The organism is Hymenobacter sp. BT559 (genome assembly GCF_016427535.1).
In the GTDB taxonomy this organism is placed as follows: domain Bacteria; phylum Bacteroidota; class Bacteroidia; order Cytophagales; family Hymenobacteraceae; genus Hymenobacter.
This window is the reverse complement of the sequence record NZ_JAELXV010000001.1, coordinates 1,193,310-1,207,469: the sequence shown is the minus strand read 5'-3', so window position 1 is coordinate 1,207,469 and position 14,160 is coordinate 1,193,310. Positions and strand designations below refer to the sequence as shown.

Sequence of the window (14,160 nt, the reverse complement as noted above, 5' to 3'; positions counted from 1 at the left end):
CGCGACACCTCCTTATTTTCTCAGGCTGGCGGGTATATAGCCCCTCTTAAAATTGAATCGGCAGGTAATAAGCGCTTTGCACTATCCGGCCATCGCGCCGGGCCGGTGCAAAGCGGCGCGTCAGCTTGGCGATGGTAGCCAGCACTGCGCGGTCTAATGAAGGCAGCTCGCTCGACACGGCCACCCTAGGTGACTGAATAGCTCCCTGCTCATCGACCACAAAACTGAGGCAAACCGTGCGCCGCATTAGCAGCATCAGGGGCGTTACGTCGCGCGGCCAACGCAGCGCATTGTTTATCTCCTTGGTTAGCTGCGCATGGCCGCCCGGGTACAGTGGTAGCTGCTCGTAAGAAAAATAGATAACTGGCCGGCCCGTTTCGTCGAAGCATTGGCCCGGTAGCTCGGCTCCGGTTGCGTATTCCGTGCGGCGCTTCAATCGCCCGTCGGGGTAGTAGAGCTCTAGCTTTCCGTCGCGCTTTCCTTGCACAAAGGGTTGCCGGCTCTCTAGCTGGCCGCTCTCGTACCAGGTAGTGGCTACCCCATGCACCTGCCCCATACCTAGGTCGCCATAAGGCACATATTCTTTGAGCAGGCCCGAAGCGTAGTAAATGCGCACCAGCCCACGGGCCCCGGCCCAGCTCAGTGTTTCTACGCACAGGCCGGTCGAGTCGGTATGCGAAGTCACGCGGCGGCTCGCCTCTTCCGTCGTTTGCCGGGGCTGCTCATAAGCCAGCGTATCGGCCAGCGCCTGGCCCTGGGCCAGGTGAGCCAGCAGTACACAGATACCAGTATATACGTAGCGCATCTGAAGCAACTATTGTTAAGGCATAAACTTCACACAAAGCGTTTTCGGAGCGTTAGCGCCCGGTGCCGCGCGGCCGGTCGAGGTGCTGCAGGGCTAGCATCTGCTGCATGCTTTTCTCAAGGCCTTCGTTCGAGCCATCGAGGAAGATGACGTTGCCCTGGCCTTGCTCGGCAAAGTGTTTAATGGCCTCGGTCCACATCGAGAAGTAGACGAGCGAAGGGTCTAAGTTATTGTCAGCTAGCTCTTGCACGGCGTGGGCCATGCCCTTGGTTACCTCCTCCCGGAACAGCGCTACGCCCTGGCCCCGCAGCTGGGCCGCGATTTTTTCGGCTTCGGCCGAAATCTTAATGGCATTGCCTTCCGCTTCGGCCGCCTTGGTTTTAGTGATGAGCAGCGCCTGGCCTTCGTTTTCGGCAGCGGCCTTTAGGTTGTTGCTGGCCACTACCTTGGCCATCGAGCGCATGATTTCCTCATCAAAGGCAATATCGTTGAGCTGCAGGTCGATGAGGTGGTAGCCCCAGCTTTCAAGCGTTTCGTCGAGCTGGTCTTTCACATGCAGTACTATCTCGCCGCGTAAGCTGAGCACGGCCGCCTGGCGCTGCGTAGCCACAAAAGCCCGGATGCTACCCTCCACGGTGCGCACCAGCGCCTGCATCAGGCTGCGCTCATCCACAAACTTGAAGGCCACGTTTTTAATAACCTCCTCGCTCTGGTTGAACACCGCATACACCAGCATGGCCTTGAAATTAACATTGGCTTGGTCGCTGGTAATGGCCTGAAACTCTAACTCTAGCGAGCGGTTCTGAATGGAGATGCGCTTGTAGACATTCTCGATAAAGGGCAGCTTAAAATTCAGGCCCGGCATCATGATGCGCCGGTATTTGCCAAAAATGGTAACGACCGCTACCGTGCCCTGCGGCACAATAACATAGCTCAAAAAGGCCGTGAGCAGGAGTAACCCTAGGAAAATGAGCGAGAAGGACATGGTAGTAACAGAAAAGGATTGCGCGGCTGCTAGTTAAGAACAAAATGTAATTGTACAGCCGCTTCTAGTTTACTTTATCGCGCTAGCTGGGCCTTCATTACAGGCTGCTCCTGCCCTACTCATGAAAAAGCCCGCCGGATGCTATCCGGCGGGCTTTTTGTGAAATTGTACCTGGCAATAGGTGCTACAGGCCCGCTGCCACTAAGGCTTCGGCCTTGCCGATAGCGGCACCTAGGCCGGCCACGTTCTTGCCACCAGCCGTAGCGAAGAACGGCTGCCCGCCGCCGCCGCCTTGGATTTCCTTGGCCAGCTCGCGCACCAGCATGGTAGCGTTGAGCTTGCCGGCGCGGGCTATTTCATCATCGAGCATCACCGCTAGCTGCGGCTTGCCGTCGATGTCGGCACCTAGGACGGCCACCAGGTTGGTTACCTGCTGGCGCAAGTCGTAAGCCAGTTTCTTGAGGTCGTCGGCGCTGGTGGCCTGCACCTGCGTAGCCAAGAAGTTGATACCGTTTAGCTCTTTCACTTGGCCGAGCAACTGCGCCTTCTGCTGGTTGAGGCTTTGCTGGGCAAACTGCTCGATTTGCTTGCGCAGGGCCGCGATTTCCTCGCTTTGCTTTTCGAGGGTGGGCAGCAGGTGCTGCGGGTTGCCAAGGGTTTCGCGCACTTGGGCCAGCAGGTCAATTTGCTGGTCCACGAAGGCTTCAGCCGCGCCGGCCGTTACGGCCTCGATGCGGCGCACGCCCGCGCCCACGGCGCTTTCGCTCGTGATTTTGAAGTAGCCAATCGCGCCGGTATTCGGCACGTGCAGGCCGCCGCACAGCTCCACCGAGTAATCTTTATCGAAGGTAATAACCCGCACGAAGTCACCATACTTCTCACCGAAGAGGGCCATCGCCCCTAGGCTCTTTGCCTCGGCAATGGGCACATTGCGTCGCTCATCGAGTGGAATCTGCTGACGGATGCGTTCGTTCACGATGCCTTCGATTTCGCGCAACTGGGCGTCGGTCACTTTGGTAAAGTGCGAGAAGTCGAAGCGCAGCAGCTTCTCGTTCACGAGCGAGCCTTTTTGCTGCACGTGCTCGCCGAGCACGCGGCGCAGCGCGGCTTGCAGCAAGTGTGTGGCTGTGTGGTTGTTGCGAATCAGGCTGCGGCGCGCACCATCGGGTCGGGCCCGGAATTCAGCCCCTAGGTCCTGCGGCAGGTCTAGGGTAGTATGAATAATGAGGTCATTTTCCTTGCGGGTGTTAATGACGCGCAGCTTGTCGAAGTCGCTTTCCAGGAAGCCCGTGTCGCCAATCTGGCCGCCGCTCTCGGCGTAGAAGGGCGTTTGGTCGAGCACTAGCTGATACTCGACTTTGCCTTTTTTGTCCACCTTGCGGTAGCGCAGCAAGTGGGCCGGGGCTTCCTCCTGGTCGTAGCCCACAAATACGTTGGGCGCGTCGGTATCTAGCACCGTTACCCAGTCGCTCTGCTCGGTTTCCTGGGCGTTGCGGCTGCGGTTTTTCTGGGCTTCGAGAGCCTTCTTAAAGCCTTCCTCATCTACCGTCAAGCCTTTTTCGCGGGCGATGAGGGCCGTGAGGTCGAGCGGAAAGCCGAAGGTATCGCTCAGCTCAAACGCCGTTTGGCCGTCGATTACGCCGCCATTGGCCCGGGCGGTTTCTTCGAGGGCATCGAGGCGGCGCAAGCCTGTTTCGAGAGTTTTGAGGAAGGCAATTTCTTCTTCCTCAATCACGCGCTGCACAAAGGCCTGCTGGGCCTTCAGCTCGGGAAAGATGCCGGCCATCTGGTCGGCCAGCACCGGCACGAGCTTGTAGAGGAAGGGCTGCTTCTGGTTGAGCGACGAGAAGGCATAGCGCACAGCCCGGCGCAGAATGCGCCGAATCACGTAGCCAGCCTTCACGTTGCTCGGAAGCTGGCCATCGGCGATGGTGAAGGCGATAGCTCGGATGTGGTCGGCCAGCACCCGAATGGCAATATCGGTGCGCTCGTTTTCGGTGGCTGGCTGGTCGTTGACGGTGGCCGGCGACGTGCCGTGGTAGGCTACGCCAGCTTCTTTGGCAATGAACTGAATAAGCGGCTGGAAAACATCAGTATCGTAGTTCGACTTCACGCCCGATACGGCCATCATCAGGCGCTCGAAGCCCATGCCGGTGTCCACGCTCTGGGCGGGCAGCTTGATGAGCGACTTATCGGCCAGGCGCTGAAACTCCATGAATACGTTGTTCCACACCTCCACCACCTGCGGGTGGTCGGCGTTCACGAGCTCGCGGCCCGACTTCCGGGCTACTTCGGCTTCATCGCGCAGGTCGATGTGAATTTCGGTGCACGGGCCGCAGGGGCCGGTGTCACCCATCTCCCAGAAGTTGTCCTTCTTGTTGCCAGGCAAGATGCGGTCGTCGGTGGTGTACTGCCGCCACAGGTCCTGCGTCTCGGCGTCGGGACCTAGGCCGTCGCCTTTGTCACCCTCGAAGTAGGTTACGTAGAGCCGGTCTTTAGGCAGCTTGTACACCTCCGTCAGCAGCTCCCAGGCCCAGGCAATGGCTTCCTTTTTGAAGTAGTCGCCAAAGCTCCAGTTGCCCAGCATCTCAAACATGGTGTGGTGGTAGGTATCGTAGCCTACCTCCTCCAGGTCATTGTGCTTGCCGCTCACGCGCAGGCACTTCTGCGTATCGACCACGCGCTTAAACGGCGCCGGTTTGTTACCTAGGAAGTAGTCTTTGAACGGCGCCATGCCGCTGTTGATAAACAGCAGCGTGGGGTCGTCCTTAACGACGAGCGGGGCCGAGGGCACGATGTGGTGGCCTTTGCTGGCGAAGAAATCGAGGAACTGCTGGCGAACGTGGCTGGCGGTTGGGAGCGACATGGCAGAAGAGCGCCCGGCAGCGGCCGGGAGGCGTGATTAGGCTTGGAAGAGGATTTATGGCTACTTTTCGGCGGCCGAAACCGCCGGGCATCCCTTTTTGCAAAGGTAGCCGCTCCGTTTTATTGATTTTGAAATACCTGCCGGGCCTAGGCCCGCGTTAGTGGCTTATGCCTTATAAAGAACGCGACATTACCAAACAGTACTTCACCATTGGCGAAGTAGCCGAGCAGTTTGGCGTGGCTACCTCGCTCATACGGTTCTGGGAAACGGAGTTTGATGAGCTGCGCCCGCGCAAAAGCAAGAAGGGCAACCGCTTATTCACCCAAGCCGACGTTGATACGTTTCGCACTATCTACCACTTAGTTAAAGAGCGCGGCTATACCATTCCCGGCGCGCGCGAGATGCTGAAGCAGAAAGGCGGACAGCTCAAGGACAAGATTGACGTGATTCAGTCTTTAGAGAAAGTACGCGGCTTTTTGGTGAGCCTAAAGAAGGAGATTGATGGGGCAGGAAAAGCAGAGCCTCAGTAGGTGTAATTAGCGAGCTTATTTAACTTTACATCTTCTCGACCGCAGAACTCGCTGCGCTCGTGCACGAAGCAAGAGCTTCGCGCTACATGCTGACCGACGACCTCTACCACGAACTCGCGCTTACCCTGCTCCCTGGCATTGGCCCCCAACTCACGCGCCAGCTCATGAGCTACGGCTCGTCGGCCAAAAACGTGTTGCACCTGCCACCCGGCAAGCTGCGGCGCATTCCGGGGGTAGGCGACGCCACCATTAAAATCCTGACTGGGCCCGAGCGCGGCAAGGCACTAGCGCAGGCCGAAGCCAGCCTGCGCAAGGCGGAAAAGGAGGGCGTCGAAATTCTGTTTTATACCAACAAGCGGTATCCGTCGCGCCTCAAGCTCATCCCCGACGCGCCGGTACTACTCTACTACCAAGGCCAGGCTGACCTGAACGCGCCCAAAACGCTAGCCCTGGTGGGCACCCGCCAAGCCACGGAGTATGGCCGCGAGCAAACCGAGCGTTTGCTAAAGGGTGTGCTACCGCACCAGCCGCTTATTATCAGTGGCTTGGCCTACGGCATCGATATCATGGCGCACCGGGCAGCCTTGCAGGAAGGACTACAAACTGTGGGCGTAATGGCCACCGGGCTCGACATCATCTACCCCGCCGCACACCGCAAAACGGCCGAGAAAATGCGCGAAACGGGTGGCCTGCTTACCGAGTTTGCCTTTGGTACGCAGCCCGACCGCTACAATTTTCCGCAGCGCAACCGCATCATCGCAGGCCTCGCCGATGGCACGGTGGTAGTCGAAGCCGCTGCCAAAGGTGGCGCGCTCATCACCGCCGAGCTGGCCCTGAGCTACGACCGCGACGTGCTGGCCGTGCCCGGCCCCCTAGGCGCCCCGTCTTCGGAAGGCTGCAACACGCTCATCAAGAGCCATAAAGCTGCTCTCTATCAAGAACCCAAGGACCTAGAGCAGGTCCTGAACTGGGATGCCGCGCTGCACCTGCCCGGCAAGTTTCAGCCTCCTCCCTCCTACGCAGCCGCTGATTTTACGGCCGACGAGTTCGCACTCATCACGGTGCTCATAGTCAGCAAGGAAGCCCACATCGACGACCTGGCTTGGAAGGCGCAGTTGCCGATACACCTAGTCGCCTCGCTGCTGCTGGGGCTAGAGTTTCGGGGCGTGGTGCGGGCGCTGCCGGGCAAGAAATTCGTGCTTGTTTAAGGCGTGGATTTAGCGGCTTAATTTAATTTATCGAATTTTGTAGCTGCTACGACGCATATGGTGCTATTCAATGGTAAGTTGTTGGAGGCCTCCCAGCTGGCCCTACCCCTCCCCAATCGTGGTCTGGCCTTCGGTGATGGTTTTTTTGAAACACTAGTTTTCAGCAATAACGAGCTGCGCCTGGCCGCCGACCACGCCGCCCGCATGCAGCAGGCAGCGGCAGAGCTTTACCTCATGCTGCCGGCCCTGCTTGCCAGCGCCGAGGCGCTGGCGGCTACCCTAGGTGGCCTCGGCGCAGCCAACCACCTGCCAGCCGCCCGCCTGCGCGTGCAGTTGTGGCGCTGCGGCGGCGGGCGCTACACCCCACCCACCGCCGCAGCCGAGTGGCTAGCCACCGCCGAAGCCTTTGTGCCCGATGACTCGCCCATCGGCGTGGCCGATTTTGCGCAGGAAACGCAGTCGTTGTACTCGCCACTCAGCTTTTGCAAGGGGCCGCAGGCGTGGCTCTACGTGCGCGCCGCCCACGAGCGCGAGCAGCGTGGGCTCGATGAAATCTTCTTATGCAACAGTGCTGGGCAAGTAGCCGAAGCAGGCGCGGCAGCTATTTTTTGGCTCAAGGACAGCATCTTATACACGCCCGCCCTGGCCAGCGGCTGCGTGGCCGGGGTGCGCCGGGCCGATATACTGCGGCGGGCCACCGCCCTAGGTGTCCCCTACCAGGAAGGATTGTTCTCGAGGCACGACTTGCTCGCGGCAGATGCCGTTTTTACGGCCAACGTGGCGGCAGTGCGGGCCGTGCGCCAAGTGGGCAGCGTAAGCTTTGCCGAGCCTAGTCCGGCGCTGTTGGCCAGCCTGAGGGGCTAGCGCTACTCCATCTGATAGCTGGCCGATACGGTGACCGTGTCGGACTTGATTTTGGCCACCTGAAACTTAGCCGCCCAGAAGATTCGCAAGGTTTCGGCTTCGAGCGAGGCAGTGGCAGCGGCTACATCGGTGGGGGCCGGCGGGGCTGCCAGCAATGAAGCTACCTGGCGGCGCACTACTTGCGCCGCGTTCACCTTGCCATTGGGCGCCACCGTCAGCCGCACGTAAATGCGCCCTACCATGCCAGCCTTCACGGCAGCCTCGGGGTACTTCAGATACTGGCTCATGAAGCGATAAAAATCGCTAGCGCGCTCGCGGCCATTGGCTTCATCGTGCCAGAAGCGCGGCAAAATGGGAGATACTACCGCATCGGGCTTGGGGGGCGGTGGGGGGGGCTTGCGGTGCGGAAACGTAATTAAATGCCCAGGCGCGGCATATACGCCTTCGCCAACTTGGGCACAGGCAGGAGCAGCGGCTAGTAACCAGCTGCCTCCTAGGCCCATCAAAAAAACTCGTAGCGACTGCCTCATGCTGGCCTTTATACGGTGATGCGGCCAGCGGGGCTACCTCGCGGCCTACATGTGAATAGGAATTGCAGCCTCCTCGACCCCTAGGTCGATGCCGGGCTTGGGCTCGTAGCGGGCCTGTTTGGCTTGGTGTACTATTTGCAAGCGTTGCCACTGCTCATAATACTCGCATAGGTCCGCCTCGGTCACTTGGTTTTTAGCCAGAACAACTTTTCGGGGCCCCTGGCCCAAGTGCAAAGCCGTAAGCGTGATTAGCGCGCGATGCAGCGTAGAAAGCAGCGAAATACCCACAGCGAAAAGTAGACTAGTTTCCCCTAAACAAAAACGACAATTCCTATACCAGACTTACTACTATTACGAAAATGCAGTAGTTAGGTCTATATAAAAAAGTACTTTTTTGGGACTATCTAATCTAATTTCTGGAATACCCTCTCCTTTTATACCGCAACTGGCGCTTTTATAGCTGGCCAAGGGTCATAATGCTCCAGCTTAAAATCTTCATACTTAAAGTCAAAAATATCCTGAATATCAGCATTAAGGCGCATGGTGGGCAGCGGGCGCGGCGTACGCTCGAGCTGCAAGCGGGCCTGCTCGAGGTGGTTGCTATAGAGGTGGGTATCGCCGCCAGCCCAGATAAACTCGCCGGGCTGCAAGCCCGTGACCTGCGCCACCATAAGCGTGAGCAGGGCGTAGCTGGCAATGTTGAACGGCACGCCCAGGAATACATCGGCCGAGCGCTGGTAGAGCTGGCACGAGAGCCGGCCATCGGCCACGTAAAACTGAAACAGGGCGTGGCAGGCGGGCAGCTTCATGCTGGGCAGGTCGGCCACGTTCCAGGCGCTCACCACCATGCGGCGCGAGTCGGGTTGGGTTTTGAGCTGCTGGATAATCTGCGAAATCTGGTCGATGTGGCCGCCGTGGCCATCTGGCCAGCTACGCCACTGATAGCCATACACGGGCCCTAGGTTGCCGTTTTCATCGGCCCACTCGTCCCAGATTCTCACACCGTGCTCCTTGAGGTAAGCAATGTTGGTGTCGCCCTTGAGAAACCACAGTAGCTCGTGGATGACGCTCTTGAGGTGCACCTTCTTGGTAGTTACGAGCGGGAAACCCTCGGCCAGGTTAAACCGCATTTGCGGCCCAAAGATGGACAGCGTACCGGTACCGGTGCGGTCCGTCTTTTGGTTGCCGTGGTCAAGAATCTGTTGAAGGAGGTCGTGGTATTGGCGCATAGGGGCAGCAAAAATACTCAACTCCCAGCCGGTAGCACTGTCTGCCAGGCATCGGTCTCGGCGTAGTGCTTTATTACAGCCCCACGCTGCTCTAGAAAGCGACGCAGGTAGGCGCTCAGGACCAACTTATCGGCAATTTTACCTAAAAAGCCCAACGGCGATGTGAACTCAAAAACATCCTTCATGATGGTACTTGTGCTGCCTTCGGGCTCGAAGTAATGCTCGTGCCACATGGCTTTGAAAGCGCCGCGCTGCATCTCATCGCAGAAATAGCCCGGTGCCTGGTACGCAGTTATTCTACTGGTCAGTGTTTGCCAAATGCCAAAATGCCGCGCCCGAAACGTCACCTCATCACCTAGGTGCAAAATACCACTGCGCACACCGCACACTATCTGCTCTTGCGTTTGCTGGGCAGATACTGCGTGTAAGTCTACACTTAATGCTAAGTAGAAACAGCGTGTTTGTGGGGCAGCAATGCGCGTAATTACTTCTATTCTAGGCATTGGCTTTAATAACAAAGAGCGCCCTGTCCTTACAACAAGAACAGGGCGCCTCTGGTATAGCAAGCAATACGCTGACTTACATCGATTTCACTGGTGCCTTGGTCGCGGCCGTAGCGGGCGCGGTCTTCATGGCGGCCATTTTGGCGCGGCAGCAGGCGGGCATACCGTCCATTTTGGCGCCGGCGGTCATGCCTTTTTCGCACTTGGCGGCGGCAGCGGCGGTGCAGTGGTCGGCTTTTTTACCCTTGGCGGCGGGCTTGTCGCCATCGTGCGCGAAGGCGGTAGCGGCCGATGCAAACAGGGCGAGGGCAAGCAGGGACTTTTTCATGAGAAACAAAAGCTAAAATTGAACAGTTGAGACAGATTGCGACTTCTAAAGTACACGTTTTTTTCAAAATAACTGGCATGAAGCATTCATGAATTTTTGCCAGTTTGCCTAGCCTTGCTCATTCGCAGACTCGCTGAGTCTGTGGCACTCAATCTATGCCACTTCGCCGCCTTGCGCACCTCACGCTGCTGGTGCTGACCCTGCTCACGGGGCTGGCCGGCTACTACGCCAGCCAGCTGCGTTTCAACTACAATTTCAACGACTTTTACCCGGCCGGCGACCCCGACCTCGACTATTACCAGGGCTACACCCAGCGCTTCGGCAACGACAACGACTACCTGCTACTGGGCCTAGAGGCTCCGGCTGGCCAAACGGTATTCGAGCCGCGCTTTCTGGCCCAGGTCGATAGCCTCACGCGGGCGGCGCGGCGGCTGCCGCACGTGCTCAGCGTCACCTCCCCTACTACCCTCACCAACCCCGTAGTCGAGGGCTTTGGCTTTTATAACCTACCCTACCTGCACCCCGATGTGCCAGCCAGCCGGGCCCAGGACTCGACGCTGATTTTTCGGACGCCGGGGCTGGTGGGCAACGTCTTTAGCCGCGATGCGCGGGCCGTGGCGCTGGTGTTTCAGCTCACGCCTGACCTAGAGAAGCCGCCCGGCGACTCGCTGCTGGCCTCGCTGCGCCAAGGCCTGGCGCGGGCCGGGCTGCCCGCAGAGCGGGCGCACTTTGCGGGGCGACTGGTGGCGCAGTCGGTGTTTGTGGACCGGCTACAATGGGAACTGGTGGTGTTTATGAGCCTCTCGGTGCTGCTCGTGACGGGGCTGCTCTGGCTCACGTTTCGCACGTGGTGGGGCGTGGTGCTGCCGCTGGTGGTCGTGCTAGGTGCCATTGTGTGGGGCCTAGGGGTAATGGGCGCCTGCGGCATCAGCATCGACCTGATGACGGCCTTGCTGCCGCTGATGCTCTTCGTGGTGGGTATGTCCGATACCATCCACATTATCAGCCGCTACGTGAGCGAGCTGGGCTACGGCGCGGGCAAGAAAGACGCCCTGCGCATTACCATTAAGGAGTCGGGCTTTGGCTCGGGGCTGTCGGCACTGACTACTAGCATTGGGTTCTTTACCTTGATGACCAGTACTATTCGGCCCATTCACAATTTTGGGCTGTTTACGGGCATCGCGGTGCTGCTGGCGTTTATACTCAGCTTTACGCTGCTGCCGGCTATGCTGGTATTGCTCAATAAGCCCGCCCTGCGCGAGCCCCGCAAGCACGGGCACGACTGGGATGGCGTGCTGGGCCGCCTTTTTAGCGGGGTACTGCGGCAGCGACGCAGCATCTACGTAGTGGCCGGGCTGGTGCTGGCGGCCAGCATCGGGCTAAGTACGCGGGTGCGCATCAACTCTTCGCTGCTCGATGACTTATCGAAGAACGACCCCGTGCGGCAGGATTTCGCGTTTTTCGACACCCACTTTGCGGGCGTGCGTCCCTTCGAGCTGGAGCTAAAGCCAGTGGGCGGGCGCACCATCTACGACCCGGCCGTGCTGCGCGAGATTGAGCAGATTGAGGGATTCCTAGGACACACCTATGGCTTGCAGTTTCAGGCCTCGCCGGCCACGCTGGTGAAGGCCACGCGTAAGGCCCTACACGGCGGCGAGTTGGCAGAGTACCGCCTCCCCACCGATTCAACCGAGCTTAAGTCGCTTACTTCCAAGCTCAAGCTATTCCGCAAGAAACCCGAGTTTCGGGCGCTGGCCCTGCCCGATGGCTCGGCCGGGCGCCTCACCGGCCGCATGGCCGACGTGGGCAGCATTCGGGCGGCTGAGCTGAATACCGCCCTACGCCACTACCTGCGCACCCAGCTCGACACCACGGTGCTGCGTACCCGCCTCACGGGCTCCTCGAACCTCATTGACAAGAACAACGAGAACCTGACCCTGAACATGATACAGGGCATGGCTATCGACGTGGCGATGGTCACGCTCATCGTGTTGCTGCTCTTCCGCTCAGTGCGCATGACGCTGGTAGTGCTGGTGCCCAACTTGCTGCCCATCTTGGTGGTGGCGGGCGTGATGGGTTTGGCCGGCGTGAATATGAAAGTGAGCACAAGTATCATTTTCACCATCGCGTTCGGCATCGCGGTCGATGATACCATTCACTTTATCAGCAAGCTGCGCCTCACCCTAGGGCACGAGCCCAGCGTATTTAAGGCTGTGCGGCGCACCTACTTGCTGGCGGGCAAGGCCGTAATTGTCACTTCGCTCATTTTGGTGGGCGGCTTCTGCACGCTGCTGTTTTCGTCGTTTGATGGCACGTTCTACGTGGGGCTGCTCATCGGACTCACGCTACTATTTGGCGTGGTGGCCGAGCTCACGCTGCTGCCGCTGCTCATCCTAGGTGTCTATAAAAAGCGTGGCAGCAAGCTAGCCGCCGTACCTAACCCAGTGCCCGAAAGCGTGTAGTAGCCTCGGTATAGCGCTGACTTTCAGTTCGCAAATAGGTGCGGCGCTTGCTTAGCTTACTCACTGGACTTGTTTTTTAACCGGACAACACACAAAGGCGTCCGTCTGGCGGAGCCCTACGAAGCATCTCTACTGACCCGTTCAATAAAGCGGGGGAGATGCTTCGCTGGGCTCCGCCAGACGGACGCCTTTTTTAGCATGCCGTTACCACGATTTACTAAATTCAATAGCTTAGCAAAATCAGAAATTATTTAGCAAAACTAATTTTATTAGTAAAAGTATGAGCTTCGTGATGCACCTTTGCAGCGGAGAAACGACTGCTTCTCCGGCTACCTAACCTTTCTGAGCTATGTCGGAAACAACCTTTGCTTATGCCCAACCTTCGGCCCTGACCTCTGGGGCCGAAGGCCAAGCGCTCCAACTGGCGGCCTACGCCGAAAATGCCCCGGCAAGCAGCACAGCCTGCTTTTTTCAGGGGCAGTTACGCGATTCCTGGCTCACGGCGCGCGGACTAACCACGTTAGCTAAAGTCGTAGCCTCGCGGTTCGTGCCGCAGGCCGCGGCCCTGCGTGACCCCATTGTGACAGCCGGCGCCGGGCAGCTGCGCTTTGAGGCTTTCTCGTCGTGCAACGGCGTGTACGCCCGCCTCGACCTATGGCCGGCCGCCCTGGATGGCGAGTTTGTGCAGAGCGGCACTACCAATGTCGATTTTAACGAGCCAATGGTAAACGCCCTCAGCCGCATCGCCCGCACCGAGCCGGTGCGCCTGAACGTAGGCCAGCAAGAGGTGACGCTGGAGCGCGCCGCCGGCAAAGTGACTGAGCGCAAAGTGACCTTGCCCGAGCGCTGGATAAAGGGCCTGACCGCCGCCCAGGGCTACCTGGCCCAGATGGACGAAAAGCTGCGCCTCAGCCGCGCCCAAGCCACCCAGCTGCTACACGCCCTGCCCGCCGGTACCGCCAAGACCGACTTGTACCTGATGCTGCGCGGCCCTAGGCCCACGTTTGCACCGATGGGCGGCCCCAGCGCGGTGCTGGTGGGTGGCGCGCACCGGCTGCGGCTGCTCGATGGCCTGCTGCCTCTGAGCCAAGGTGCCCGCGTGTATGCCACGCCCGATGGCCAGGCCTCGGCGGTGGTGCTGGAACTGGGTGGGGGCCACGAGTTTTTACTGGCGTTGTCGGCCGGCGTCACGCGTGGTTTTTCGGGCGAGGGCACGCAGCTCGGAGCCATGCTCGACGAGCTACCAGCCGAGTGGCTGGCGGGCGCCAACAATCTATTTCGGGGCAACGAAACCTTCAACCCCACGCTGTTTGGCCTCACGCACGACTTGGCGCCAGCTACTGTGGAGCGGCTCTGCGCCAGCCTGTCGGCCATGGGCCTACTGGGCTTTGACCTTAGCACCAATCAGTACTTCTACCGCCGCCTGCCCTTCAAAACCGACCGCATCCTGCGCTTGAACCCGCGCCTCAAAAACGCTCGCACGCTGCTCGGCAACGCTGATGACGTGCAGCTGGTGAGCATAGGCAGCGGCGGGCGCACCGAGGCCCGCGTGCGCGGCACCGATGCGTGGCACACTGTGCTAGTAGGCGGCCCCGAGGCCCCGCGCTGCACCTGCCAATGGTACAGCAGCCACCAAGGCCAGCGTGGCGTGTGCAAGCACGTACTGGCGGCGCAGCTACGCTTTGAGACAGGCCAAGCCGCTTAGGTACAAGCATTAATTCAAAATCAGGCCGATGGCGCGGGGCTGTGCCCCGTGCCGACTATCCGCTGGCCTCCGGCCAGCACGCTAGGTCAAGAATCGCCCTTGGCGAACAGGCCAGATGCCTGCCGATAGCCGGCACGGGGCACAG

Annotated in this window: 12 protein-coding genes; 5 read left to right on the top strand and 7 right to left on the bottom strand. The window is 59.3% G+C overall.

The window, feature by feature from the left end; all coding sequences use genetic code 11:
• Positions 1-46: 46 nt before the first annotated feature.
• The 3 genes from JAO77_RS04995 to alaS all read right to left on the bottom strand — a co-directional run bounded on the left by JAO77_RS04995 (position 47) and on the right by alaS (position 4,656).
• Positions 47-805 (bottom strand): energy transducer TonB, encoded by a 759-nt coding sequence (locus JAO77_RS04995; protein ID WP_198989193.1) that lies wholly within the window; start codon positions 803-805, stop codon positions 47-49.
• A 52-nt stretch (positions 806-857) separates the two neighbouring features.
• A complete protein-coding gene (locus JAO77_RS04990; RefSeq protein WP_198989192.1) occupies positions 858-1,790 on the bottom strand; it encodes an SPFH domain-containing protein in 933 nt (310 codons plus the stop codon).
• A gap of 184 nt (positions 1,791-1,974) precedes the next feature.
• Positions 1,975-4,656, bottom strand: coding sequence for an alanine--tRNA ligase (gene alaS / locus JAO77_RS04985; RefSeq protein ID WP_198989191.1), 2,682 nt, complete (start codon positions 4,654-4,656; stop codon positions 1,975-1,977).
• Between the two features lie 167 nt (positions 4,657-4,823).
• On the opposite strand from alaS, the gene JAO77_RS04980 reads away from it, so the two are divergent.
• From JAO77_RS04980 to JAO77_RS04970, 3 genes are read left to right on the top strand one after another with little or no spacing between them, the layout of a single operon-like run.
• A complete protein-coding gene (locus JAO77_RS04980; protein ID WP_198989190.1) occupies positions 4,824-5,186 on the top strand; it encodes a MerR family transcriptional regulator in 363 nt (120 codons plus the stop codon).
• A 59-nt stretch (positions 5,187-5,245) separates the two neighbouring features.
• On the top strand, positions 5,246-6,394 hold the full coding sequence (gene dprA / locus JAO77_RS04975) for a DNA-processing protein DprA (RefSeq protein ID WP_370549689.1): 1,149 nt from the start codon (positions 5,246-5,248) through the stop codon (positions 6,392-6,394).
• A gap of 57 nt (positions 6,395-6,451) precedes the next feature.
• Complete coding sequence (locus tag JAO77_RS04970) at positions 6,452-7,258, top strand: aminotransferase class IV (RefSeq protein WP_198989189.1); 807 nt, start codon at positions 6,452-6,454, stop codon at positions 7,256-7,258.
• A 2-nt stretch (positions 7,259-7,260) separates the two neighbouring features.
• Here JAO77_RS04970 and JAO77_RS04965 read toward each other — a convergent pair whose 3' ends face one another.
• The 4 genes from JAO77_RS04965 to JAO77_RS04950 form a co-directional block, all read right to left on the bottom strand.
• Positions 7,261-7,788, bottom strand: a complete 528-nt coding sequence (locus tag JAO77_RS04965) for an energy transducer TonB (protein ID WP_198989188.1) — start codon at positions 7,786-7,788, stop codon at positions 7,261-7,263.
• Positions 7,789-8,222: 434 nt separating this feature from the next.
• Positions 8,223-9,017, bottom strand: a complete 795-nt coding sequence (locus JAO77_RS04960) for a thymidylate synthase (RefSeq protein WP_198989187.1) — start codon at positions 9,015-9,017, stop codon at positions 8,223-8,225.
• A gap of 17 nt (positions 9,018-9,034) precedes the next feature.
• Positions 9,035-9,397 (bottom strand): SRPBCC family protein, encoded by a 363-nt coding sequence (locus tag JAO77_RS04955; protein WP_235998211.1) that lies wholly within the window; start codon positions 9,395-9,397, stop codon positions 9,035-9,037.
• A gap of 199 nt (positions 9,398-9,596) precedes the next feature.
• A complete protein-coding gene (locus JAO77_RS04950; RefSeq protein WP_198989185.1) occupies positions 9,597-9,848 on the bottom strand; it encodes a hypothetical protein in 252 nt (83 codons plus the stop codon).
• A gap of 155 nt (positions 9,849-10,003) precedes the next feature.
• On the opposite strand from JAO77_RS04950, the gene JAO77_RS04945 reads away from it, so the two are divergent.
• Positions 10,004-12,310 (top strand): efflux RND transporter permease subunit, encoded by a 2,307-nt coding sequence (locus tag JAO77_RS04945; RefSeq protein WP_198989184.1) that lies wholly within the window; start codon positions 10,004-10,006, stop codon positions 12,308-12,310.
• Positions 12,311-12,659: 349 nt separating this feature from the next.
• The gene (locus tag JAO77_RS04940) at positions 12,660-14,015 is read left to right on the top strand and encodes a hypothetical protein (protein WP_198989183.1); all 1,356 of its coding nucleotides are present in this window, start codon (positions 12,660-12,662) and stop codon (positions 14,013-14,015) included.
• Positions 14,016-14,160 lie beyond the last annotated feature (145 nt).